The 21785-nt window shown below is 61.2% G+C and carries 23 protein-coding genes and 5 pseudogenes; 11 read left to right on the forward strand and 17 right to left on the reverse strand.

Translation table 11 applies throughout. The features are described 5' to 3' along the window. The 3 genes from G369_RS0134275 to G369_RS38935 form a co-directional block, all read left to right on the forward strand. A partial coding sequence (locus G369_RS0134275) for a YadA-like family protein (protein ID WP_019654599.1) occupies positions 1 to 661 on the forward strand: 661 nt, incomplete at its 5' end. Positions 662 to 1074: 413 nt separating this feature from the next. After that, positions 1075 to 1932, forward strand: coding sequence for a winged helix-turn-helix domain-containing protein (locus G369_RS37965; protein ID WP_157773867.1), 858 nt, complete (start codon positions 1075 to 1077; stop codon positions 1930 to 1932). A gap of 169 nt (positions 1933 to 2101) precedes the next feature. Continuing rightward, complete coding sequence (locus G369_RS38935) at positions 2102 to 2305, forward strand: hypothetical protein (RefSeq protein WP_157773868.1); 204 nt, start codon at positions 2102 to 2104, stop codon at positions 2303 to 2305. Positions 2306 to 2388: 83 nt separating this feature from the next. On the opposite strand, the pseudogene G369_RS37970 reads toward G369_RS38935, so the two are convergent. Continuing rightward, positions 2389 to 2772, reverse strand: a pseudogene (locus G369_RS37970) (transposase); the annotation flags it as partial. After that, positions 2766 to 3243, reverse strand: a pseudogene (locus G369_RS39645) (IS3 family transposase); the annotation flags it as partial. The pseudogenes G369_RS37970 and G369_RS39645, both read right to left, overlap by 7 nt. On the opposite strand from G369_RS39645, the pseudogene G369_RS38945 reads away from it, so the two are divergent. After that, a pseudogene (locus G369_RS38945) lies at positions 3240 to 3813 on the forward strand (IS3 family transposase); the annotation flags it as partial. The pseudogenes G369_RS39645 and G369_RS38945 sit on opposite strands and share 4 nt — an antisense overlap. A gap of 62 nt (positions 3814 to 3875) precedes the next feature. Here G369_RS38945 and G369_RS37980 read toward each other — a convergent pair. Continuing rightward, positions 3876 to 4284, reverse strand: a pseudogene (locus G369_RS37980) (transposase); the annotation flags it as partial. Positions 4285 to 4539: 255 nt separating this feature from the next. Here G369_RS37980 and G369_RS39290 point away from each other — a divergent pair. The 3 genes from G369_RS39290 to G369_RS0134295 all read left to right on the forward strand — a co-directional run bounded on the left by G369_RS39290 (position 4540) and on the right by G369_RS0134295 (position 6634). Further along, positions 4540 to 4785 (forward strand): hypothetical protein, encoded by a 246-nt coding sequence (locus tag G369_RS39290; protein WP_208604427.1) that lies wholly within the window; start codon positions 4540 to 4542, stop codon positions 4783 to 4785. Positions 4786 to 5038: 253 nt separating this feature from the next. Next, positions 5039 to 5470 carry a large conductance mechanosensitive channel protein MscL gene (mscL, locus tag G369_RS0134290; protein WP_019658597.1) on the forward strand — a complete coding sequence of 144 codons (432 nt, stop codon included), beginning with the start codon at positions 5039 to 5041 and terminating at the stop codon, positions 5468 to 5470. Positions 5471 to 5686: 216 nt separating this feature from the next. Further along, positions 5687 to 6634: an IS5 family transposase gene (locus tag G369_RS0134295; protein WP_019658598.1), complete on the forward strand. Its 948-nt coding sequence runs from the start codon at positions 5687 to 5689 to the stop codon at positions 6632 to 6634. 6 nt (positions 6635 to 6640) lie between these two features. On the opposite strand, the gene G369_RS0134300 is transcribed toward G369_RS0134295, so the two are convergent. Then, positions 6641 to 7740, reverse strand: a protein-coding gene (locus G369_RS0134300; RefSeq protein ID WP_099047502.1) for an IS3 family transposase whose coding sequence is annotated in 2 segments (ribosomal slippage) — positions 6641 to 7482 and positions 7482 to 7740 — 1101 coding nt in all. Because the reading frame shifts where the segments join, the coding sequence is not laid out codon by codon here. Positions 7741 to 8066: 326 nt separating this feature from the next. On the opposite strand from G369_RS0134300, the gene G369_RS37985 reads away from it, so the two are divergent. After that, a complete protein-coding gene (locus G369_RS37985) occupies positions 8067 to 8666 on the forward strand; it encodes a GspH/FimT family pseudopilin (RefSeq protein ID WP_080647979.1) in 600 nt (199 codons plus the stop codon). Positions 8667 to 8744: 78 nt separating this feature from the next. Next, positions 8745 to 9239 carry a hypothetical protein gene (locus tag G369_RS39295; protein ID WP_208604428.1) on the forward strand — a complete coding sequence of 165 codons (495 nt, stop codon included), beginning with the start codon at positions 8745 to 8747 and terminating at the stop codon, positions 9237 to 9239. Positions 9240 to 9806: 567 nt separating this feature from the next. Here G369_RS39295 and G369_RS37990 read toward each other — a convergent pair. The 10 genes and pseudogenes from G369_RS37990 to G369_RS0134355 form a co-directional block, all read right to left on the reverse strand. After that, positions 9807 to 10240, reverse strand: a pseudogene (locus G369_RS37990) (IS3 family transposase); the annotation flags it as partial. Beyond that, complete coding sequence (locus G369_RS36830) at positions 10237 to 10884, reverse strand: Bug family tripartite tricarboxylate transporter substrate binding protein (RefSeq protein ID WP_080647980.1); 648 nt, start codon at positions 10882 to 10884, stop codon at positions 10237 to 10239. The pseudogene G369_RS37990 and the gene G369_RS36830, both read right to left, overlap by 4 nt. Next, positions 10826 to 11227: a nuclear transport factor 2 family protein gene (locus G369_RS0134320; protein WP_019658602.1), complete on the reverse strand. Its 402-nt coding sequence runs from the start codon at positions 11225 to 11227 to the stop codon at positions 10826 to 10828. Before G369_RS0134320 ends, G369_RS36830 begins: the two co-directional genes overlap by 59 nt. After that, on the reverse strand, positions 11224 to 12015 hold the full coding sequence (locus tag G369_RS0134325) for a fumarylacetoacetate hydrolase family protein (protein ID WP_019658603.1): 792 nt from the start codon (positions 12013 to 12015) through the stop codon (positions 11224 to 11226). Before G369_RS0134325 ends, G369_RS0134320 begins: the two co-directional genes overlap by 4 nt. 3 nt (positions 12016 to 12018) lie before the next feature. Further along, positions 12019 to 12774: an ABC transporter permease gene (locus tag G369_RS0134330; protein WP_019658604.1), complete on the reverse strand. Its 756-nt coding sequence runs from the start codon at positions 12772 to 12774 to the stop codon at positions 12019 to 12021. Further along, complete coding sequence (locus G369_RS36835) at positions 12771 to 13640, reverse strand: ABC transporter ATP-binding protein (RefSeq protein WP_080647981.1); 870 nt, start codon at positions 13638 to 13640, stop codon at positions 12771 to 12773. Before G369_RS36835 ends, G369_RS0134330 begins: the two co-directional genes overlap by 4 nt. Continuing rightward, positions 13592 to 14368, reverse strand: a complete 777-nt coding sequence (locus G369_RS0134340; RefSeq protein WP_019658606.1) for an ABC transporter permease — start codon at positions 14366 to 14368, stop codon at positions 13592 to 13594. Before G369_RS0134340 ends, G369_RS36835 begins: the two co-directional genes overlap by 49 nt. A gap of 12 nt (positions 14369 to 14380) precedes the next feature. Beyond that, positions 14381 to 15397 (reverse strand): ABC transporter substrate-binding protein, encoded by a 1017-nt coding sequence (locus G369_RS0134345; RefSeq protein WP_080647982.1) that lies wholly within the window; start codon positions 15395 to 15397, stop codon positions 14381 to 14383. A gap of 30 nt (positions 15398 to 15427) precedes the next feature. Beyond that, entirely contained in the window at positions 15428 to 15973 is a 546-nt protein-coding gene (locus G369_RS0134350; protein ID WP_038116868.1) for a VOC family protein, read from the reverse strand. 24 nt (positions 15974 to 15997) lie between these two features. Then, positions 15998 to 17728 (reverse strand): FAD-dependent monooxygenase, encoded by a 1731-nt coding sequence (locus G369_RS0134355; RefSeq protein ID WP_038116870.1) that lies wholly within the window; start codon positions 17726 to 17728, stop codon positions 15998 to 16000. 122 nt (positions 17729 to 17850) lie between these two features. Here G369_RS0134355 and G369_RS0134360 point away from each other — a divergent pair, with 122 nt between their 5' ends. Further along, the gene (locus G369_RS0134360; protein ID WP_157773872.1) at positions 17851 to 18498 is read left to right on the forward strand and encodes a TetR/AcrR family transcriptional regulator; all 648 of its coding nucleotides are present in this window, start codon (positions 17851 to 17853) and stop codon (positions 18496 to 18498) included. Here the strand turns inward: G369_RS0134360 and G369_RS0134365 are convergent. Next, positions 18477 to 18776 (reverse strand): hypothetical protein, encoded by a 300-nt coding sequence (locus G369_RS0134365; protein ID WP_019658611.1) that lies wholly within the window; start codon positions 18774 to 18776, stop codon positions 18477 to 18479. The two genes, G369_RS0134360 and G369_RS0134365, sit on opposite strands and share 22 nt — an antisense overlap. Positions 18777 to 19618: 842 nt before the next feature. Between G369_RS0134365 and G369_RS0134375 the strand changes: the two genes are divergently transcribed. Then, the gene (locus G369_RS0134375; RefSeq protein ID WP_019658613.1) at positions 19619 to 20470 is read left to right on the forward strand and encodes an AraC family transcriptional regulator; all 852 of its coding nucleotides are present in this window, start codon (positions 19619 to 19621) and stop codon (positions 20468 to 20470) included. 68 nt (positions 20471 to 20538) lie between these two features. On the opposite strand, the gene G369_RS37995 is transcribed toward G369_RS0134375, so the two are convergent. Both G369_RS37995 and G369_RS0134390 read right to left on the reverse strand, forming a co-directional pair. Beyond that, positions 20539 to 21090, reverse strand: coding sequence for a Fur family transcriptional regulator (locus G369_RS37995; RefSeq protein WP_020723463.1), 552 nt, complete (start codon positions 21088 to 21090; stop codon positions 20539 to 20541). Between the two features lie 121 nt (positions 21091 to 21211). Beyond that, positions 21212 to 21520, reverse strand: a complete 309-nt coding sequence (locus tag G369_RS0134390) for a TolC family protein (protein WP_019658614.1) — start codon at positions 21518 to 21520, stop codon at positions 21212 to 21214. Between the last annotated feature and the right edge of the window lie 265 nt (positions 21521 to 21785).

The following is a 21785-nucleotide window of genomic DNA, read 5'->3' on the forward strand; positions in this document are numbered from 1 at the left end:
CGTGGCGCTGGGCTCGGGCTCGGTGGCGTCCACCGCGGCGGGCATGGCCGGCTACGTGCCGGGCGGCGCGACGGCGCAGCAGGAGGCCGCGATCAGGGCCACCACCAGCACGCAGGCCGCGGTGTCGGTGGGCGATGCGGCCAACGGCCAGTACCGCCAGATCACCGGCGTGGCGGCGGGCACGGCCGACAGCGACGCGACCAACGTGGCCCAGCTGAAGGCGGCCTCGGCGGCAGCGAAGGCCAGCAGCGTGCAGTACGCGACCAACCCGGACGGCTCGGTCAACTACAACCAGATCACGCTGGGCGGCGGCCAGGCGCCGGGCGGCACGCGCATCAGCAACGTGGCGCCAGGCATCCTGCCGGGCGACGCGGTCAACGTGCAGCAGCTCAACCAGGTGCAGGGCCAGCTCGGCGACGTGGCGCGCATCGCCTACTCGGGCACGGCCATGGCGTTCGCGATGTCGGGCACCTACCTGCCGACGCTGTACCCGGGCGAGAAGACGGTGGGCGTTGGACTGGGCAGCTACAAGGGCTACAGCGCGGTGGCGCTGACCTTCAAGGCGCTGTCCGACGACGGCAAGATGTCGTGGGGCGCAGGCCTGACGACCACCGGCAAGGAGTGGGGCATCAACGCCGGCATCGGCTGGAAGTGGAAGTAAGGACAGCCACACGTGGCACTCGAAAGTGGCTCGCGCGAGAGAACCTGAGCGCTCTTTATGGACGGTCAGGTCTTCTTCGCAATGCAGCCATACCTGATTTGTCTAAGTGAACCGGGGGCTCAATGTGCATACCTAGAGACGTTGCTATTTTCGCCGAGGCATAACAACGGCAACGAGCTTCGTCCATGACACAGCAGTTTTCCTCGACTCTTGTGCAAGCAATTAAACGTTAACCGTCGGTAAGTATTGCCATAGCGAGACGCCTTCGGGGAATTCGATCTGACGTCAATCAGAGATTGAAACCAATACCGGCATTCGCAAACAAATGAATTTCTGTCCGCCGAATGGCTCGGCAGCCTTCTTATGCAAACGCTTGCAGAAGATGGGCGAACAAATTCGAAAAGAGCTGCGTCATGGGAAAGGGGCGTGTCGTGCTAGATAGTTCGATTAACTACGAAAAAGAAATATCTGACGGCGAGGTTTATGAACTGGAAATTCCTAGCGAAAAGCCGACCAGTGAGGCGGGGTGGCGCATAGCAGTTCTAACCTCTTCAGACCCTGATCGCGACTTCGTTACTGATGCCTTGCATCAGGTAGGACATGCGGTAATCAAGTTTTTTCGACTCAAAGACTTGGCACAGGCATTATCAGTTGGCGACAAGTTCGATCTATTGATGGTTGCCATAAACGATCGCCCTGAAGCAATATTGGCGGGAAGCAAATTTCTTCGAAGTTTGGCGGGCGATAGCACTGCCTTCTTGTTGTTAGTTCATCCTGAGCAACTTCTTGAAAACAGATACATCGTAGCGAGCACCTTTAGTGATTTTATTTTAATGCCATGCGAAGACTGCGAACTAGTGGCGCGAGTGATGCGTGCGCACGCATCGCTTGGCATGGAAGAGCAAAACGTCTTCACCTTCGGTCGTTACACCTTCGATAAGATGAGCCACACCCTCAGCATTGAAGGACGAGATGTTCGACTGAAACCCCGACAGTTCAGGCTTGCCCTTTACTTGTTCAGACACGCTAATCGTGCTCAGTCGCGCGAAGATATCTTCAGAGCAGTCTGGGGCAAAGAGCATTCGATCGACCTGACTCGCACCATTGACGTCCATATCGCTCATCTTCGAAAGCTGTTGATGGAAATGTCGTCCGGGGATGTGTCGCTGATATCAATACGAGGTTACGGCTACCGCCTCTTCCTCAATACGCAACGCAAGCCTTCGCCACTAGCCCCTCTACTTCGAGGCGCAAATTCTGGTAGGCCGTAGGTTAGAGAGATATCTCCACGAGAGAATACTTTCCGAAGTAAAGGTTGTCGACTTGTCTGGCGAAACTGCTGCGAATATTTTGAGGCCCTCGCGGTCGACATCAACGCGCACTAGTAGACAGAGGGCAGTCAACCGATGAAAAATCTGGGATTGAAAGATCATGGGAAACATGGCCATCATGGTGAGCGAGCTTGCGCCTGGAAAGTGGCACTACTCGTTGTTGCTGGCAGTGCAGCAGTCTGATGACCTATTGGTTTTCAAACCGATAGTCGAAGATCTGACCGGACACGAAACAGGGACTGAAGCCTGGATCGATGGTGTTCTAGGTGTCGTTGCCTATCTAGGACTTGGTCATCGCGAGAATCTACCTTGACGCTTTCGCATGCCAACGGTAGCCCCTACCAGTCGCATTTCCGCATACATCCTCAAATGGGGCGGCTAAAAAATTGGACTGGTTTATGCCGCAAACCCCAGGCTCACCCGGTATTCGATGGGGCTGAGAGAGCCAAGAGATATATTGATCCGCTTCTCGTTGTACCAGCGGATGTACGAGTTGAGCGCCTCGATGAATTGCTCAATGGTGGAATTCTTTGAGTCTCGAGGATGGAACAGCTCGTTCTTCAGCCGACCGAAGAAGCCTTCGCAAGCTGCGTTGTCAGGTGAACATGCCTTGCGATACGTCGAGCGGGTGAAGTTCGCGTCGCTCATTCTTGATAACCAGCCTGGCCAGCCGTAGTGGCCGCCCTGATCGGAGTGGATCACGGGCCGATCAGCCGTCTCGGCCACCGTTTCGATGGCTGCATCCAGCATCGTGTTGACCAACTCCGCGTCCGGACGGGTACGACGTACTCGCCACCCATGCCGTGGTCCACCGCGATGTCCACGCACTCGCGGCTGAAGTCATCGACCACCGTCAGGCATTTGATTCGCCGGCCATCGGACAGTGCATCCATCACGAAGTCCGTGCTCCAGGTTTCATTGATGTGTCGACTGGCTGCCAGCGGCTTGACCCGCTTGACCTTGCGGCGCTTGCGCACCGACAGGTTGGCCAGGTTGTACAGGCGCCACACACGTTTGTGGTTCACTTGGTGGCCTCAAGACTCAACAGGTCGTGGATGCGCCGATAGCCAAAGCGCCGGCGCTCGTGCGCCAACTCGACGATGCGCGTGCTCAGGCTGGCCGTGGACTCGTTCATGCTGGGCGGCTCCCGGTAGCTGGTTCTGGACAACCCCGCACAGCGACAGGCGCGGCGCTAGTGGATAGTTCCTGAACCATCCTGGCAGCGGCCTCGCGCTTGGCCTGCGGGGTCAGCCAAGCTCAGGCAGCCCAAGCAGATGGCCCACGCCATTAACGAGATCTGGAGTATGGATTTTGTGGCCGGCGCGCTGTTTGACGGGCGCAAGCTGCGCATGCTCACGGTGGTGGATCTGTTCACGCGCGAGTGTCTGGCCATCGAGGTCGCTCAGAGCCCCTAAGGGGGAGGATATCGTGAGAACACTCAATGCGATCGCGGTGCGGCGTGGCCTGCCGGGCACGATTAAGACCGATAACGGCAGCGAGTTCATCTCCAAAGTGATGGACAAATGGGCCTATGAGCGCGGCGTGGAACTCGACTTCAGCCGACCGGGCAAGCCCACCGATAACGCTGCAGTGGAGAGTTTCAACGGCAGGCTTCGCCAGGAGTGTCTGAACGCACATTGGTTCTTGTCATTGGCCGACGCACAGGCCAATATCGAGGCTTGGCGTCAGGACTACAACGAGAGTCGTCCCCACTCTGCGCTGGAGTGGGCGACTACTGCCGAATTCGCCCGCCGTTGCTGCCTGCAGGCAGCAACAGCGATGTCAGAGGAGCCGGAAGTTTCTACTTCCGAGCGGTACTGATTCGGGTACAGGGTCAAAAACGGACTCTACTAACCTTCAACTGGTACGCCCTATCGGGAGCAGGTCACCTCACGCGTACAAAGCTCCATAACCCCCGCTTGCAGAAGCTTCCCGTAATATTTTCTTCGCCCCCACACTGCCAACGACGGCATTTGTCGCCTCAGGAATGGCCGCGCGAACCCAGGCGGTTAGCGCCCCCCTGCAGGTGTGGCCCAGTGCCCTCATGGTGGCAGCAATGCAGCGGTCGTGAGTGAGGTAGTGATCGACAGCTGCCGCCTTTTGCTCCAGCGAGAACTTGGGTCGTCAGCCCGCATAGCCCGCGGGCAAGTCGAGCTTCTGCTGGTATTCGTTGTACCAACCCTTCAGAGAATTCTTTGTTGGATAACCCAGCTGACGGATGGTGGGTCTGACGCGTTTGCCAAGCTTGATGTAGAGCTCAACGACTCGAATCCGATCTTCGTAGGAATACACGAACCACCTCCTGGTAGTCCAAGTTTTCGTCCGCACTCCCAACTGGGTCACTTCTGGATGGAAATCGATAACTACACAGCAACAATCCGATCGATTGCTCAACAAATTCTTTGAGATTTGCACAGGTTTTCAGGTCAGTAACTCTGCGGACCACGGAAAAACTGGAGATGCTTTTTGCCTCAGGCGTAGCAGAAGGCGTTAACAAAATGATTACATTCGTAGAGAATCTTGAGAGCTGGGCAGATACTGAACCGCATGCTCGAACTGCTCTTGATGCATAGCAATGGATGGACCTTCTATCCTTCTGTCCGAAGAGTGGACGACTCTTGGGAAGGGGTAGTGCGCTCTGTTGGTGGAACTCCCACGACCGTGACCGAGCATGTTTGCCGAAGCATCCATGATGATCCGGCCGATGCGTTCACCGATGCGATCATTAGAGCTATGTCATTGCGTGACGTTGTCTCCAAATGCTCGACCACTCGACTCGATTGGAACGGCTGAGCCAGACTGCCGATGTGTAGCGCGGTGCTGAGCTGTAGATAGATCGACCAGGCGCTTCGCGTCCTTGTCGCTGCGCACTGGTATCAGGTACTTGAACAGCATTACCTTAAGTATGACGATGACAAATTTGCGGATCGCCGTGAAACTTTACCAGCCATGCACCACGGCATTGCGCTGTACCGGTAGGAGAAGAGGCAATGGTGGGCATACTCGGCTCTCCTTCAACAGCAGAGCTCCAGCAGCCTTTTGAATCATGAGCATCCTCAGTGAATTCAAGGAATTTGCCGTCAAGGGCAACGTCATCGACCTCGCGGTCGGCGTGATCATCGGCGCGGCCTTCGGCAAGATCGTCGACTCGCTCGTGGCCGACATCATCATGCCGCTGGTGGGCGTGGTGTTCGGCAAGCTCGATTTCTCGAATCTCTACGTGGTGCTGGGCACGGCGCCACCGGGCGTCGCGAACACGCTGGTGGACGTGAAGAAGGCAGGCGTCCCGGTGCTGGCGTACGGCAACTTCATCACCATCGCCGTCAACTTCGTGATCCTCGCCTTCATCATCTTCATGATGGTCAAGCAGATCAACCGCCTGAAGCGCACCGAGGAGCCGGCGCCCGCCGCAGCCCCCGCGACACCCGAAGACGTGGTGCTGCTGCGCGAAATCCGAGACAGTCTCAAACGGAATTAAATTCTGCTTTAGCCTGTTGCATCGACCCCAGCCTCGGTGAACGAGGCGCCTTGTTGGTCCAAAAAGCGTCGATCGACGAGAATGTACGTGACCATGACTTGCTCGGTTTAGTCGAGACAGTTTTTCCTAGAAGACGGCGGGTTGCAGTTCTAGGGAAGGTCTGATCAAGAGCACGCTTCTTGCATGAAGGATTGACCCTGCAAAGGAGCACGAGCGATGAGCCAGATCAGTTTTGCGGATGCGGAGCAAGCGGGCAAGAGGAGGAAGACAAGGCGCGAAGTCTTCCTTGGCGAGATGGAACTGGTGGTGCCGTGGAAGGCGCTGCTCAAGGTCATCGAACCCCACTACCCAGTGGCAGGCCGAGGCCGTCGACCTTACCCGCTACAAGCCATGCTGCGCGTGCACCTGATGCAGAACTGGTTCGCACTGAGCGACCCGGCGATGGAAGAGGCCATGTATGAGATCGCCTCGCTGCGCAGCTTATCCGGACTCGGTCTGGAGACGATCCCCGACGAGACGACCATCCTGAACTTCCGCCATCTGCTGGAGGCCAGCGACCTAGCCGAGGACATCTTCAAGCAAATCAACGCCCATCTGGCCAGGAAGGGGCTGCTGCTGAAGCGCGGCTCCATCGTTGACGCCACGATCATCGCGGCACCCAGTTCCACCAAGAACGAGAGCGGCGAGCGAGACCCAGAGATGCACCAGACGAAGAAGGGTAACCAGTCGCACTTCGGAATGAAGGCGCACATCGGTGTGGATGCGGACTCGGGGCTAGTGCACACGGTGACGACTACCGCAGCCAATGAGGGGGATGTGGACCAGGTGGGCGACCTGCTGCACGGCAAAGAGGACATGGTGTGGGCGGACTCAGGCTATCGCGGGGCACAGAGCCGAGTGAAGCGCGGCGTGCAATGGCACATTGCGGGCAGGCCCAGCGACATGGCGAAGATGCCGGAGGGCCGAGCCAAGGCCAGTGCACGCAAGCAGGAACACCAGAAGGCCAGCATCCGGGCGAAGGTGGAGCACCCGTTCCAGGTGATCAAGCGCCAGTTTGGCCTGGCGAAGGTGAGGTTCAAGGGCCTGGTCAAGAACACGGCGCGCGGGACGCTCAGTGCGACGAGCCTGCGAGTGCAGCGGGACACCACGCGCACCCGTCATTAAGTCAATTTACGACTTGATCAGACGTTCGTTCCCTAGGCGGAGTTCCTGTTTGAACTCCGACGGGGTCAAGTATTGCGGGCTGCTGCGGGGACGTACCTCGTTGTAGTGATTGCGCCAGGCTTCGATCAGAACAGCGGCTTCGCGGCGCGAGCGGAACCACTCGATGGACAGGCACTCGTCGCGGAACTTGCCGTTGAAGCTCTCATCGGTGCCGTTCTGCCAAGGCTTGCCGGGATCGTTGAGCACGGTGGCAATGCCCGAGCCGGAGATCCACTCCAGGATGGCCTGACTGACGAACTCGGGCTCGTTATCCGAACGCATGAACAGCGGCGCGCCGTGCAGGCTGACCAGGCGCGAGAGCACCTCGATCACCCGTTTGGACCGGAGGGCCCCGGCCACATCGATGGCCAGGCACTCGCGGGTGTATTCGTCCACCACGGTCAGGCACTTGATCTGCTGACCGCTGGCCGTGGTGACGAAGTCGTAGGCCCAGACCATGTTGGCCTTGAACGGCGTGTGAGTACGCGGGCGCATCGAGGCGATGCGCTTGCGCGGCCGTTTCCGGGGCACCAGCAGGTCCGCTTGGCGCCACAGTCTGTGCGTGCGAGACCAACTCAACTCGAAGCCCTTGCGGCGCAGGAACACGCGGATGCGGCGATAGCCGTAGCGCGGATACTGAGCCGAAAGTTCCTTCATCGCCGCGAGCACCGGTGCATCCTTGGCGGGCAGGCGCAGCTCGTAGCTGGGTTTCGCACGTGACATACCGATGAGCCCGCAGGCGCGGCGCAGACTCAAGCCCCGTGCGCGCACGAAGGCCAGTTGCTCGCGCCGAGCCAGCGGGCTCACCATTTTTTTGCGTTGATCTCCTTGAGGATCTCGAGGTCCAGATCTCGCTCGGCAAGGAGCTTCTTCAGCCGGCTGTTCTCAAGCTCCAGGGCCTTCAGACGCATGACGTCGGCCGCTTTCATTTGGCCGAAGTGTCTGCGCCAGGCATAGATGGTGGCGTCGCTGACCTTGTGCTTCTTGGCGGCCTCGGCCACCGTCGTGCGATCTGCCTCGCGCAGGATCGTGACCATCTGCTCTTCTGAAAATCGACTCTTCTTCATGGGCTCCCCTTTGGGCGGGAGCCATCTTCCTAGAAATCAATGTCTCGGAGGAACCGGGCAGGTCAGCTAGTGTGGACGATGAGTGCGCGCAGCCTCTAGTGCATCTTATGAACGCAGCTCTCAATGCTTGCACTGCCGCACTGGAGCTAGCGATTTTGATCTACGAAGGCCGGTCCTCGATGGAAGCCCGCTGGTTTGAGACTTGGCCAGGCGAACACTACCTACTCAACGGCTTTTCACTAATCAAAGATTTCCAAACGATAACCATTAACTCGCGAAAAATTGCTAAAACGTGCTCATCACTTATTTTCCCAAAGACATGGTGAATGCGCGAAACTGAGAAAAATGGAAGCGGATACCAGTACGGTGTTCTCTTGCTTGAGTTGCTAACCGCGGTGACGGTCATGGCGATGCTGTGGATATTCGTCGTACCCTGGTTCGAAAAGATCAACGAATTCAATCGTGCAGCTGCCGAGATCAATGCGCTGGCGAATGACTTGCAGTTCGCACGTACCCAGGCGCTCAACGGAGGACTTTCTGTGACCGTATGCGTAGCCTCAACGGATGGCAAACACTGCGCGATGGGCGATACGCCGTGGAACGCGAACGGATGGATCATCTTCTTGGACCCTACCAATCTAAACGAAACCTCCTCTCTTCAGGCGGTCAATATCGAACCACTACGACGACGAGTTTTTCAATCAAGCAGTGGAATCTTTCTAGCAAGCAATCGTAGAGGCAAGATCTCTGTCGTTACCTTTGCCTCAGATGGAACTGTTCTTGGCGCCATCGAGCCGGTCGCATGGACGCGGCGATTTAAGCCTCCGCTCGATGCTAGGTCCACTCGCTGTCTTTACCTGTACACAAATGGCTACCAACAGGTGTTTGCCCACGGACATGCCACAGAAACTGGCACCTGTTCATGATTCAAACGTACCGCGCTTATGTCTAACTACGGGTCAACAGGACGTTCTCCGATCGAGATCGGACACTCGGCCCATCGGATGACTGACCTTAGCAACGAAGTGTTTTCCTTCCAGCAACGCTTAAGATCTGATTCGCTGGATCTGGTGGAGGTTGAGTCCCATGAAGACCTGTTTTGCCGTTTTGATGTGCTGAGGCCCGGGGTAGGCCGCCTAACGTATGTACGGCTGGCGAACGATGAGAAAACAGTAAGAGCGTTTCTTTCGTGCACCATGAATGGCGGGATCAACGGTATTCCGTGCATTGCCGTCGAATATGCAGTTCCTGAAAGGATCCGCAATCAGGGCCTCGCTATAGGAATCTTGCGAGATGCCATCAGCGATCAGATCGTTCGAGCAGGGAGAGCTGGAAGAGCAGCCCTATATATTGAGGCCACAGTTGATTCGGCTAATGAGCCAGCTCAGCGAGTGGCACAGGCAGTACTCAATGTCGAACGCGAGAGCATGTTGGATGAAACGTCAGGTCGACTTTCATACCGCTACACCGCATTTTTCGAGACTGGTTCGAGGCGATAGCCTCTAGACGCTAGATCGCTTAGAGGCCTTTCACACGACAACTGAACTTGCAGAACCTGTCATTGGAGCACCGGGCTGATGCTGTTCTGATACTAACTGCCCGGGTCGCCAAGCGCCTTAACGCTGCCAGCGGCGTAAGCTCGAAGATTCGATCTCTCTCAGGTCTGTGGGTGAGAGCGAGGCCTGTTGGAGGGAGTGACATCACAGTTTGCTGAGGTCTGGGGCATTTCAGAAACATTGCGTTGAAGCCGACGCAAGCCGTCGAGCATCACGTTCGACCTGGATCTCCGGCCCGGGCATCATTACCTTGATCTCGCTCTTCTGTTCTGCAAACATGACGTTCTCAGCGACGAACGCAGCAACTCCGCACGCAGAGGTAGGCCGCCGATGACACAGGACCAGTGTGATGCACAGGGGTTATGTCCGGCGCCGCCCGGTTCAGCAGGTCGCCGCTCCTGCCTAATTGATTCCTTGTAGTGTTGCGCCGATCGGAAACTGAGCCAGTTTTGTAGGTAGTTGGAGTGAACCCCTACGGCTGGACCACTGGTTTCGTCCGAACTAAGCCGCCTGCCGAGCGAGTTGGGATTCGAATTCGTTGGGTGGACGATAGCCATAGCAGCAGTGGTTGCGCTCGAAGATGTCGGTGAGGGTTCGTCGCACCTCGGCGTACTTGTCCGCAGCATCGAGCCGAGTTCGATGGTAGAAGTAGGAACTGCGGGCCAAGCCCACTTCGTTGAGCAGTTCCCCAAGGGAATACGTCTGCCGCAGGGCATCAACCAGCAGCGTCTTCTCCCGATTGGTCAGGAGCTGCCGGTTGATGCCCAGGTCTTTTTTAAGATTTCATTCGCCTTCTTCAAGAGGTCTTGCTCAAGCTTCAATCGTCGGATATCGCGTCGCAGGGCCTCGAGCTGGTGCTCCAGGTCCTCCCGTTCTGGGTCTGGCGGTAAATCGTTTTGACGCTTCATGGATGCAAGAGCCTCGCGACCGAGAAGCTGATTTAGTTGACGTGCAGCAGTTCGGCGCCCGTCTGCAGGCTCAGCATCTGCGCACCCAGGTAGGCCGCGGAGCCATATCCGGTGACGCCCATCGCGAGCTTGGAGGGATTCGCCTTGGCATGGCGCAGCAGCTCAGGAAAAGTCGTGACGGGGACCTGGGCATTGATGAGCCAGACGAAGGTGGATTCGGCGAAGCGCGAAATAGGCACGAGGTCCTTCTCGGGATCGTAGGGAAGGTTGGCGACCACGTGCGGGTTCATCGTGATCGTCTGGTTGAACGTGAACAGCAGCGTGTAGCCATCAGGCTTGGCGCGCACGACGCGCTGCACGCCGATGACCCCGCTGGCACCGACCACGTTCTCCACGATCACCGGCTGCCCGAGCACGTCGCCCAGGTACTGGGCGGCGATGCGCCCGAGAATGTCCACGCCCGTGCCGGCCGCAGCCGGCAGGATCAGCCTGACAGGCGCCGAGGGGTAGCGCTCCGTCTGGCCGGCGGCCAGCCCGCTCAAGCCGAGCAGGGACGTCAGTACGAGAGCCCGCAGGCCCTTGCGGCGAGAGTTCATGATGGCCTGCATGTCGGTGGGGCGCTCAGCTCTCGACGATCTTGGTGGCCTGCCAGTGGAGCATCCGCCAGCGGTCACCGTCATTGCGCCAGGCCGTGAAGAACGCGTTGTGCAGCGTCTTGCGCGAGCCGGCGACGTCCACGGTCGTGTGCACGACGCCGTTCAGCAGTGCGACGTCACCGAAGCGACGCACACGCTGGTCCTTCCGCTGCGCATCGACGAAGCGGTACTTTTCGGCGGCGATCGATGCCAGGAAAGCGGTCTTGTCGTCGGTTCTTCCGTTCGCATGGGTATGCAGGTAGGTGTCGTCCAGCATCTGCGAGAGTGCCCCGGTGTCTCGCGCATACAGCGCCTGATAGCGTGCCTCGTCCGCCAGCAAGAGATCAGAGGTGGCAAAGGTGCCAGAAGTGGGTTCGGCTGTGTTCATGTGCGCTCAGGGGTGAAGGAGGCCACGGTGTTGGAAAGCCTTCCGACACCTTCGATCTCGATCTCGAACGTGTCTCCGGGCGAGAGCTGCCCGACCCCGCCCGGCGTGCCGGTCATGACGAGGTCGCCGGGCAGCAACGTGATGAACGAACTCAAGTAGGAGATCAGGTCGGCGACGTCGAACAGCAGGTCGGAGGTCTCGCAATCCTGAACGATCTGGCCATTGAGCCGGCCCGTCATGTGCAGCCGGGTGGGATCCGCCTCGGTGTCGATCCATGGGCCGATCGGCGCGAAGGTGTCGGCGGCCTTTCCCATCGTCATCAGGCCCATGGCCATTTCCTTGCGCTGATAGGTCCGCTCGCTGACATCGTTGCCGCAGGTATAGCCGACTACATGCGCCAGGGCATCCTCACGACGAACCTCCTTCGCCCTGCGTCCGATCACCGCGACCAACTCGGTCTCGTAGTGCACGATCTGGGCGGCCCTTGGGAACATGATCTGTCCCCCATGCGGCAGGAGCGCGGTATCGGGCTTCATGAACACGGGTGGGATCTCGGGCGTGCTACGGCCGGTCTCGGCGATGTGGGAGCGATAGTTGAGGCCGATGCCGAAGACCCGGGGATGTGCGACCGTCGGAACCAGCAGGCTGACCTCGGACAGGGCAACGAAGGCGTCCGTCGGCGTGATGGGTCCTTCGAACGGCGATCCGCTCAGAATGCGAATCTGGTCCGTCCCTTGCAGGATGCCGAAGGCCTTTCGTCGGCCATCGCTGAACTTGAGAATCTTCATGGGTCAATGCTCCGGTTGGATCTTCAGGGTGAGGCGCCGCGCGAGCGCGAGCGCGGCGTTGCAGACAAGGACGATAGCGGTCGCCGCGGCAATGCCATAGAAGACGCCGACGGAATCGCGCACCTGGCGGGCTTGGTCGATGGCATGGCCCACGCCCACCTTGGCCGAGAGAAATTCCGCCACCAGCGCGGCGCTGAGCGCCCACGGCAGTGCCACTTCCAAGCCGGTCAGCACGAAGGGCCACAAGGTCGGCAGGACGATGAACCGCGTCAGCTGCAGCGCGCTGGCGCCGAACACGCGCGCCGTCATGAGAAGTTGGCGATTCACGGTGATCAGGCCGGCGTAGGCGATGGCGAAGACGATGAAGAGCACCGTCAGGACCACCAGCAGAAGTTGAGGGGCCAGGCCCGTGCCGAACCACAGGACCAGCAGCGGCACGAGGCCGAGCTTGGGCAAGCTCATGAGGGCCGTGATGAACGGCTGGAGCATGCTGTCGAGGCGCGGCAGCAGCCGCAGCAGGCAGGCCAGGCCAATGCCCAGGACCGTGCCGCCCAGCGTCCCCACGAGTACCAGCCGGCCCGTGGCCCAGAGGTCGCGCAGCAGGCTGCCTGCTGTCAGTTCAGCCCAGAGCCGCTGTGCCACCTGCGCCGGCCCCGGCATCCAGTAGTCGCCCACGACCAGCCCGGCGACTTGCCAGCACGCGAGGAAGATGGCCAGGCCGGCCATCCTCGACGGCCACAGACGGCAGTCGGCGGTCATGGGTGCGGCACCTTGCGAAGGCAGTTGCGGATCGCGTCGTAGTGGGCCGCGAAATCGGGCGCCTTGAAGATCAGCTCGGGGTCGCGCGGACGTGGGATGCGGATGCGCCGCTGAAGCTCGACGCGGCCCGGGGAGCCGGCCAACACCACCACGCGGTCCGCGAGCGCGATCGCCTCGTTGATGTCGTGCGTGACGAACAGGATGGTCTTGCGCCGTATCTCCCACAGCCGCAGCAGGTCGGCCTGCAGCTGCGCACGCGTCTCCGCGTCCAGCGCGCCGAAGGGTTCGTCCATCAGAACCACCGGAGGGTCGTAGACCAGGGTGCGTGCCAACGCCGCGCGTTTGCGCATCCCGCCCGACAGCTGATGCGGGTAGTGGTCGGCCCAGCCTGCCAGGCCGACCTGCTCCAGTAGCTGGCGCGCGTGCTCCAGTTGCGCAGGTGACGGCTTGCCCGACAGCGTGAGCGGAAACAACAGGTTCTGCCATACGGTGCGCCAGGGCAGGAGGTTGTCGTCCTGCGTCACGAAGCCGATCTGCCGATGGCAGCCCGGTTGCGCCTCGTGCCCCGCGCCGGCGACGACCTGATCCTTGAAGACGACCTGTCCCGTACTCGGCGCGAGCGTTTGAGCGATCACGCTGAGCAGCGTGGACTTGCCAGCGCCCGACGCGCCCATGACCGTGACGAACTCGCCTTCCGCCACCGCCAGGTCGATGTCCTTCAGAATCCAGCGTCGTTCCGGCGCACCGGCGTCAGCGAAGGAGACGCCGAGGCTGCGCAATGCCAGCAGCGCCGGGGGATGCAGCGGCAGCGTACCGGCTAGCTGCCGATCGTCGTCGCGCTGTCTTGCGATGGTTCCGATTGCCACTGCAGAAGCCTCTTCTGTGCGAACTCGACGCCCGCGTTGATAAGCAGCACCAGCGACATGACCGTTGCCAGTGCAACGAAGATCAGCGTGGTGTCGAAGTCCATCGCACCGTACTGGGCCAGGTAGCCCAGGCCGCGGTTGGACGAGATGATTTCGCCGACGATCGCACCTGCAACGGCGTACGGGAGGGCCACCCGCAGTCCCCCGAAGACATAGGGAACTACCGACGGCCAGACCACCTGGCGCAGCACTTGGCTCTCGGTGGCGCCGAGCACACGCGCTGTCATGAGCAGGTGTGGGCTGACGGCCTTGACACCCCGCAGCGTGCTGTAGAACACGATGAAGAAGACGGCCGAGGCCACCAGTGCCACCTTGGCGCCGGGCCCGACGCCCAGCCAGAGGATGAACAGCGGGACCAGCGCGGTTTTCGGCAAGGCATAGCCGAGACCGCAGATCGCCAGCACGCCAGCTTCCGCCCTAGGGTGCCGACGCAGCAGCATCGCGAGCAGGCACGCCGGCACGGTACCCAGCGCGAAGCCGCCGAGCGCCTCGCCCACGGTGAAGCGGGCGTGAAACCACAGATCGCCCGTCGAGACCATGTCGTACCCGCGTTCGAGCACCAGCAGGGGCGAACTGATCCAGTAGGGATCCCAGGTCTGTGCGGCAAGCTGCCAGGCCGCCAGCAGTGCCGCACCCAGCAGCGTGCGATCGATCCAAGGATGGCGCATGGTTCGGACCGACTACTGCTTCTTGGCGGCCGCGACGTATTCATCGCTGTACAGGCCCTTGACCAGGGTCTTGAGCGCGCCCTTGTCGTCGGCCGGACCGAACATCGTGTCGACCGTGTGGCTGAACGACTGCGCCATCGGCATTGGGCGCGGCGGCGCGTTGCGGCGGAACGTCTCAAAGGCGTCTTGTAGCAACGCGGGGTCCATCTTGTCGAATCGCCTGGACAGCACCGCCAGTGCCTGCCCGGGCTCGTTCGCCAGCAGCGCCATCGCCCGCGCCAGTGCCGCGACGACGGCCTTGCAGGTGCCGGGCGCGGTGGTGCAGTAGCCGTCGCGTGCCACCAGCACGTTGTACGCCGTGGGGTCCAGGTCGGGGAGGTCGCCCCGCGGTCCACTGATCCACAGCTGAGCGCCGCGCCGGACCGACTCGAGCGTGAACGGGCTGGAGAAAACGAACCCGTCGATCTCCTTGCGCTGCAGGGCGGCATCCATCCCGGTGGGCGCCATGAAGACGAGCCGGACGTCCCGGTCGGCGTCCAAGCCTCCCTGACGGGCGGCATAGCGAAGGAAGGCGTGCGGCAGGCCGTTGGCTGCATCGACCGCCAGCGTCAGGCCCTTGAGCGCCTTGGCACGCTCCGTGGGCGTGCGTGCGCCGGCCAGTTTCTCGGCCGTGCTCGCACCGAGCACGATCTCGGTGGTGGCTTTTTCCTGCAGGCCCGCGATCGCCAGGGTTTTCTGGCCGCGCTGTGCGGCGCGGACCTGGATCAGGCCAGCAAGGGTCGTGAAGTCGGCGCTGCCGCCTATGAGCGCGTTGAGGGCGGTCGGACCCGCCAGCAATCCGAGCTCGACGTCCACGCCTGCTTCCTTGAAGTACCCAGCGTCCTGGGCGATGTAGACCGGTGCGAACAGCACCGACACGGCCGGCAGGATCATGGTCGTCCTGGCCTGTTGCGCGGTGGCGGGCGCCGCGCAACAGGCGAGGGCCAGCAGGCCACAACCTGCCATTCGCCTGATCACAGGTTTCAGCATCTCTTTGTCTCCATGTTGGTCGGGACCTTCTTACACACTGTCAGGACGGCGCATCAACTCCACTTCCGGTACGCCTGCGCGCAGCTTGGCGAGCATGTCTTCCGCGTCGAACTCGATGCCGATCGGATTGCGGCTGAAGGCCTCGCTGCGCATCCACGCATTGGTGGCTTCGGCGTCGGGAAAGCTGTCGACCTGCAGCTCGATCTGGTTGCCGTCAGGATCGAGGTAGTACAGCGACACGGTCGGCCCGTGATTGATCGTGCGGTGCGGCTCGATGCCGAGGCCCTGCAGCCGCTTGTAGGTGCCCAACAGGTCGCCGAGCGACCCGTAGGCGAAGGCCGTATGGAAGTAGCCCTCCGTGACCTGCTGCGGTCGCTGCGGATAGTCGTCCAGGGCCAGCAACGCGATGCGGTGGTGCTCGTCGTCGTAGGTCAGGAAGGCGACCTTGCCGGAGCCGTAGGCCACGTGTGCGCCCAGCACCTTGCAATACCACTGCGTCATCGCTTGCAGGCGATTGGTGCGAAGCGCGATGTGCGCCATTCGGCGCGGCGACGGGGAAGGCTGCAGAAGACTCATGGCGGTTTCCTTTGTCCTTGGAGGTCAGGACGCCAGGGGCAGTGGCGTGCCCAGGCGCTGGCTGCTGCCGACCACGGAGGCAAGCACATTGCGCAAGACGTCGTGGGGGGACTCGTGACCTCCGCAGGAGCGCCACATGACGTGCCCGTCGGGACGCACCAGCACGGCGCCGTCGGCGCTAATGCCGTACAGGTCCTGGAAGGCGCCCAGGTTGTCGATCAGGTCGCCCTGCGCCCCGACCACGAAGGCCTGCGCCGCCAGGCCCGCTTCGGTGGCGATCTGGCGGAAGGCAGCTCGCCACCGCTGGCCGAGACGGCCCGCGAGCAGAGTGAAATTCAGATCCTTGAACAGGTCGATCGTGGAGAGGTCGCTGCCTTGCGGGCAACGCAGCCAGCAGTGCGGGGCACGTGCGCCCGGCATGGCTGACGGGCGGTAGCTGTGGACCTCGGTCGGTGCGGCCACGCTGCCGTCATCGAAGACGAGCGTCGAGCGGTAGCTGTAGCCGTAGGTCTGGCCGGGATAGTCGAAGTGCTCGCGCTGCGCGGGGATCGCCTCTCGCATGCGAGCGATGTCGTCCTCCCGGAAATCCTCGTGCGTCTTGAGAATGCCGCCCAGGCCACTGGCCTCCATGTTCCTGGCGTTGCGCACGCTCTGCTCGACATTGAAGCGAATGACGGGCAGCCGTTCTTCGCCGTAGGTGTCAAGCAGTGCATCAGGGGCCACGCCGTTGACCACCAGGGCCAGCTTCCAGCACAGGTTGTGCACGTCGCCGATGGCCGTGTTCATGCCCTGGCCCCCTGTGGGTGGCAGCGGATGGGCAGCGTCGCCGGCCAGGAACACGCGTCCGGCGCGTAGCGACTCGGCCACACGCGCCTGCATGCGCCACACACGAACGTCGCGCACGCTCAGGTCGAGGTCGGCAGCGCCGACGGCGGCCTTCACAATCTGCGCGCAACGCTCGGGGGTGAAGTCCTCCGGAGCGCTCTTCGCGGGGTCGTAGCCGAAGTTGTAGGTCCAGCGGCGACGCCCGTCCAGGGCAATCAGCACGCCGACGGTCCGTGGGTTGTAGATCCACCAGAGCAGGTTGGGACGCTGCGCCACCCACCGCCAGAGATCGGCCTCGAAGTAGACGCCGATCTGATCGCCTAGCACGCCGGCGCCGCTCATGCCGATGCCGAGTTGTTCGCGCAGCGCACCGCGGGCGCCGTCGGCGGCAATGGCGTACCGCGCGTGCACCTGCCGGCGTTCGCCGTCGGGCATCTCGACGGTGGCGTGCACGCCGTGCGCATCCTGGCCGAGCGCGTCCACGCGCGTGCCGAAACGCAGTGTCACCGAAGGCAGGCCCTGCGCGCCGCGCAGCAGTTCAGGCTCGAAGGCATCCTGGGGGCAGGAGGTCTTGGCGCTCGGGCCGTGCGTCTCGGCGAGCCGGTTGCGCAGCGGATCCGCGAAGGTACGGATCTCTCCGATGAGCTCGCCGACCAGGGAGCGCACGAACGCGATGCCCTGGTTGCGATCGTGAGGAATCCCCCGAGAGCGCACCGCTTCCTCCAGACCCCAGGTCCGCAGGATTTCCATGGTCCGCGCGCTCACCACGTGGCCGCGTGGGTGAAACGAGGTGGAAGGATGCTTCTCGACCAGCAAGGTCTTGACGCCGCAGCGCCCCAGCGCGATGGCTGCGGCCAGGCCGCAGGGGCCACCGCCTACGACGAGCACGTCGAAGCGCTCTGAGCCGGTAGGTGATGCATCTGAAATCATCTGGATTCGAACAAAATTGACTGACTGTCAATCAGTTTAAGAGTCTGTCGCGTCTCTGGTGTTGTGGTTTTCCCGGGGGCGGTGGCGGTTTGGCCGCCAGGCACGGGGATATGATTTCTTGCATGAACGAACCCCTTGATTCGCCGCGACCGCGGTCTGCGCGGCCAGGCGCGGCAAAGCCACCCACCGGCAAGCAGCGAGTGCTGGCGGCCGCCGAGCGACTGTTCGCCAGCCGGGGGTTTCTAGACGTGCCGGCGTCGGAGATCGCGCGGGAAGCCGGTGTGGCTCACGGGCTTCTGTTCCATCACTTCGGTTCGATGGAAGAGCTCTATGCCGAGGTCAGCCGCGTAGCTGCGGCGCGAATGGACGAGGCACAGCTGACATCGTTTCGCGGTGACACCGCGCGCCAGCGGATCACATCGTTCCTGCGCGCGCACATGCGTGCCGTCAAGCAGAGGGAGGGGGATGCGATCTTTCGGGCTCGCTCGTCCAATGCGGCGCTCAGCAACTCCATCGCGAAGATCTGGGAAGAATCACGCGGCAAAGCCATCGATCAGGTGATGGCTGTGCTGGGCATTGCCCGGCCGACCAAACGCATGCGGGTGTCCCTGCGCGCCTGGATAGGCTTTCATGACCAGCTGGTGCTTGGCTGGCTTGCCGACAAGGCACTTAGCGAGACCGAGGTGATCGAGTGGACAATTCGACTGCTTGAACACTTGGCGGAGGATGTGCTGGGTGTGTCGATCGATCACCCAGTCGCCTCCGCGTGAAAGTGCAGCAAGGTGATCGGGATATCCGGCCTGCTGCACTGTCGATGAAAGTACTGGCCGATCCGCCGCAAGCCACCTTCGCCTCGAGGGTCGAAGTCGCCGGCACAGAAGGAGAGAAAAGGGCTGCCGTCAGCAACGGTCTTGGGCCAGATCACGACCTCGTTCTTTACTGGGATGCCAATCCGGACGCTGGCCCCGGTGAACGGCTGCACCACGCCGATGGGGATGTCAGCGTCAGCAGCGCCAGGGGAGACCGCCGCGATAGCGGCGAACTTCAACCAAAATGTGCACCGCGGGCCCGCGGCCTTAGCGATTCCCCGGGGCGCCAGCTATGACTGGCAGCACAATATCCTGCTGGTACAGCGCAAGCCGGAACCCTGAGGAACGGCGCACCTTCGTGGACATGCCTGAAGCGTCGCAGCTGTTACACCGCGATCGGCTGCACCAGGTCGCCTGCGACCACTCGCTGGCCATCTTGTTGATGGCCGGCTTGGATGCAGTGATCGCGGCGGTCGAGTTGGAGAGCCGCCCGTCGTCGTCAGCGCCCTGGATCGGCTCAGGGCCCATCGACGGCGCCACTGAGCGTTGGGACGGTGTTGCAGGAAGAGCGGGCCCCGCTGGCCGACACGAGACGCTACGACGGCAATCGTACTTCTTGCACCACAAGTTGCTCGAGCTTGGCATCACTCTTGGCCTTTGTGAATACCGCTTGGCTCAATTGGCGTAGCAGCCTAGAGCTCGTCGATGAATCGGCGAGCTGTTGCTCTTGCATCTACAGCTAGCGGAGCGGGCGACAGCGATTCGTAATTCGCTCGTGCTCTGCGCACGCGGTCACGCCACTGCTTCCTCGCATGTGTCGAGGTACTCACCATCGAATGAATTGATTGCAGATATATGGGGCGCCGCTTGTATTTCTCGACGCACGCCCTCCAGCAGCTTGTGCAGAGGTGGGCATCCCTAGCGCCCGCACCACCTGCGTCCCAGTGAGCGCCCATAGCGCAAGCAAGGCGGCGGTGCGCAACCTCGCGATATCGAATACCTAGACGAATTTGCGAAAGTTTCCCATAATATTTTTCAAATAGGACACCCTTCCTCTTCCTTGCAGATATCAACACGCACCATGTCGAGCGTCGCCATCGTGGATTTCACTGTGCCCAAGGATGTCGACAACGTCCCTAGACCCGTTGTTGCTCTGAGTGCCACTTCGGTGACACAGGGCTGGGAAAACGCGAGGCATCAGCACCGCAAGGCTCAACTGATCTACTCCGTGCGCGGCATCCTCAACTGCGAGATCGAAGACGGCGTTTGGATCGTTCCGCCGCAGTGCGCCATATGGATCCCGGGAGACTTGCCGCACGCGGCCCGAGGGGCGGGTGAAACGGAATGCTATTGCCTCTTCGTCGAGCCAGATGCCGCGCCAGACCTTCCGAAAACCTGCTGCACGATTTCGGTATCGCCGTTGCTACGCGAGTTGCTGCTGAAGGTGGCCGGTTTTGCTGAGCTATACGCACTGGGGGGGCGGGAAGACCGGCTGATTGCCGCGTTGCTCGATGAGTTGGCGGCAGCGCCGGTGGAAGATCTGCATCTGCCAATGCCGCGCGACCCCCGATTGCGTCGTCTCGCGGAAATGATGCTGGCCGACCCCACCGACAAGACTTCGAAGGCCGATTGGGCTGTTCGCATTGGCATGAGCGAGCGAAGCATGAGCCGTCTTCTGCTGCACGAAATTGGAATGAGCTTCGGGCGCTGGCGTCGGCAGCTTCATGTGATCCTTGCGCTTCAACGTTTGACCAAGGGTGAGAACGTGCAAACGGTGGCGTTGGAGCTCGGGTACGAAAACGCCAGCGGATTCGTGACGATGTTCCGCAAGGCGGTGGGCAAGCCTCCAGCACGATACCTCTCGGATCGCATGAGCGGCGCCGAGCTTGCGTCCGTGCCCGGCATCATGCTTCCTGATGAAATCTCATCCTGACCGGATCAGGCTGTCTTGGCCTGGGACGACCGCCTAACCTCCGTCGCATGCGATCCTGCCTTGCGGAGTTACCGACATTTCGCACACGTCGTGGTGATCGTGAAGATTGACCCTTCGTCGACAGCGAAGCCCTCGCCGAATGCCCGTGATCGCAGGTGTTCACGTAGCGCCAGGTCTTCAATGAAAACCAGCCGTTCGCCACATTGACATCGCAGTGTGTCGGACTGGTCGTTTAGCGCCTCTGGTTTGATTGCGTAGAACGCGCGCCTGCGCGCGCCCTCCGTGCGGACCAACAATCCAGCAGTCCATAAATCATGCAGTGCCCGGTAAATCGATCCTGCCGAGAGCCTGTCGAATTGCGTGCTGAGGATGCGATACATCCGGCTGGCGTCCAGACAGCTCGGGGCGACTTTCTCCAATGTGCTCAACACGCTGGCACGAGCCTTCGTCGGTCGCAGCCCCTTCGCCGTCAAACGTCGTTCCTGAGACGAGGTCGGCGATCCGGCCTCCGCACGGGCTGCCGCAAAGTGCTTGATCTTGTGCTTGCCTGCTAGCGGCTTCTTGTTGCCGAATGACGCAATCAAGTCGACGATCGGAGGTGGGTGATCGTAGGGGTCCATCTATTGTTCCTTCGCTATGCCAGACATCGGTCGTTTGTCGCGACGCGAAAGCGGTGTGGCTCATGGCTAGCTCGGTCACGGCGGGACGGTGGAGGCACCACCTCGCCGGTTCCCGTCGAACCTAACGCGCCGCGGCCAGTTCCCATCCGCCACCAGGCGCCTTGAACACGCCGACCCGGGCGGACCCTACGCACTGGTCGGCGTCGGCCATTTGCGATCTTGCGTCGATCAAAGTGCCCTGTGCCACGATCACGTCAAGGTAGCTGATCGATCCGACGCGGTAGCGCTGATCTGCCAACTGGAAGGCCCGATCAGCCTGGTCACGAGCTTCGATCAGCGCCTGACGCTGCTGCATGGCGGCACCGTAAGTGCTCAAGGATTGCTCGGACTTCTTCAGCGCATTCAGCACTGCGCCATCGGCGGTACTCATGCGTTTCTCTCAACGACTACCCGTGTCAGGGAGGCGCCCGACTGGCTGCGCAGAGTCCGCATACAACGGCAAAAGGGGGACACAAGGGATTCCTCGATAAGAACAAAGCGTTTGTTCGGCCGGCCATGGACGCGGAGCTGAGCCATGGCAAACACAATCGGCAACAGCGTAACCATGCCTATTGGATGCCTCATTGCGAAATCGGTCCAAAATATTTTTCATTACGGCCATTCCGTAGGGAGTCATCGCACTTGGCCTAAGTGAA

It is taken from the genome of Variovorax atrisoli 110B, from assembly GCF_000382045.1.
Taxonomy (GTDB): domain Bacteria; phylum Pseudomonadota; class Gammaproteobacteria; order Burkholderiales; family Burkholderiaceae_C; genus Variovorax; species Variovorax atrisoli.

Excerpts from the sequence above, each read along its gene's own strand:
- G369_RS37965 (WP_157773867.1), top strand. The coding sequence starts at position 1,075 with ATGGGAAAGGGGCGTGTCGTGCTAGATAGTTCGATTAACTACGAAAAA.
- G369_RS38935 (WP_157773868.1), top strand. The coding sequence starts at position 2,102 with ATGGCCATCATGGTGAGCGAGCTTGCGCCTGGAAAGTGGCACTACTCG.
- G369_RS39290 (WP_208604427.1), top strand. The coding sequence starts at position 4,540 with ATGCTCGAACTGCTCTTGATGCATAGCAATGGATGGACCTTCTATCCT.
- mscL (WP_019658597.1), top strand. The coding sequence starts at position 5,039 with ATGAGCATCCTCAGTGAATTCAAGGAATTTGCCGTCAAGGGCAACGTC.
- G369_RS0134295 (WP_019658598.1), top strand. The coding sequence starts at position 5,687 with ATGAGCCAGATCAGTTTTGCGGATGCGGAGCAAGCGGGCAAGAGGAGG.
- G369_RS37985 (WP_080647979.1), top strand. The coding sequence starts at position 8,067 with ATGCGCGAAACTGAGAAAAATGGAAGCGGATACCAGTACGGTGTTCTC.
- G369_RS39295 (WP_208604428.1), top strand. The coding sequence starts at position 8,745 with ATGACTGACCTTAGCAACGAAGTGTTTTCCTTCCAGCAACGCTTAAGA.
- G369_RS36830 (WP_080647980.1), bottom strand. The coding sequence starts at position 10,884 with ATGACGGTGACCGCTGGCGGATGCTCCACTGGCAGGCCACCAAGATCG.
- G369_RS0134320 (WP_019658602.1), bottom strand. The coding sequence starts at position 11,227 with ATGAACACAGCCGAACCCACTTCTGGCACCTTTGCCACCTCTGATCTC.
- G369_RS0134325 (WP_019658603.1), bottom strand. The coding sequence starts at position 12,015 with ATGAAGATTCTCAAGTTCAGCGATGGCCGACGAAAGGCCTTCGGCATC.
- G369_RS0134330 (WP_019658604.1), bottom strand. The coding sequence starts at position 12,774 with ATGACCGCCGACTGCCGTCTGTGGCCGTCGAGGATGGCCGGCCTGGCC.
- G369_RS0134340 (WP_019658606.1), bottom strand. The coding sequence starts at position 14,368 with ATGCGCCATCCTTGGATCGATCGCACGCTGCTGGGTGCGGCACTGCTG.
- G369_RS0134345 (WP_080647982.1), bottom strand. The coding sequence starts at position 15,397 with ATGCTGAAACCTGTGATCAGGCGAATGGCAGGTTGTGGCCTGCTGGCC.
- G369_RS0134350 (WP_038116868.1), bottom strand. The coding sequence starts at position 15,973 with ATGAGTCTTCTGCAGCCTTCCCCGTCGCCGCGCCGAATGGCGCACATC.
- G369_RS0134355 (WP_038116870.1), bottom strand. The coding sequence starts at position 17,728 with ATGATTTCAGATGCATCACCTACCGGCTCAGAGCGCTTCGACGTGCTC.
- G369_RS0134360 (WP_157773872.1), top strand. The coding sequence starts at position 17,851 with ATGAACGAACCCCTTGATTCGCCGCGACCGCGGTCTGCGCGGCCAGGC.
- G369_RS0134375 (WP_019658613.1), top strand. The coding sequence starts at position 19,619 with ATGTCGAGCGTCGCCATCGTGGATTTCACTGTGCCCAAGGATGTCGAC.
- G369_RS37995 (WP_020723463.1), bottom strand. The coding sequence starts at position 21,090 with ATGGACCCCTACGATCACCCACCTCCGATCGTCGACTTGATTGCGTCA.
- G369_RS0134390 (WP_019658614.1), bottom strand. The coding sequence starts at position 21,520 with ATGAGTACCGCCGATGGCGCAGTGCTGAATGCGCTGAAGAAGTCCGAG.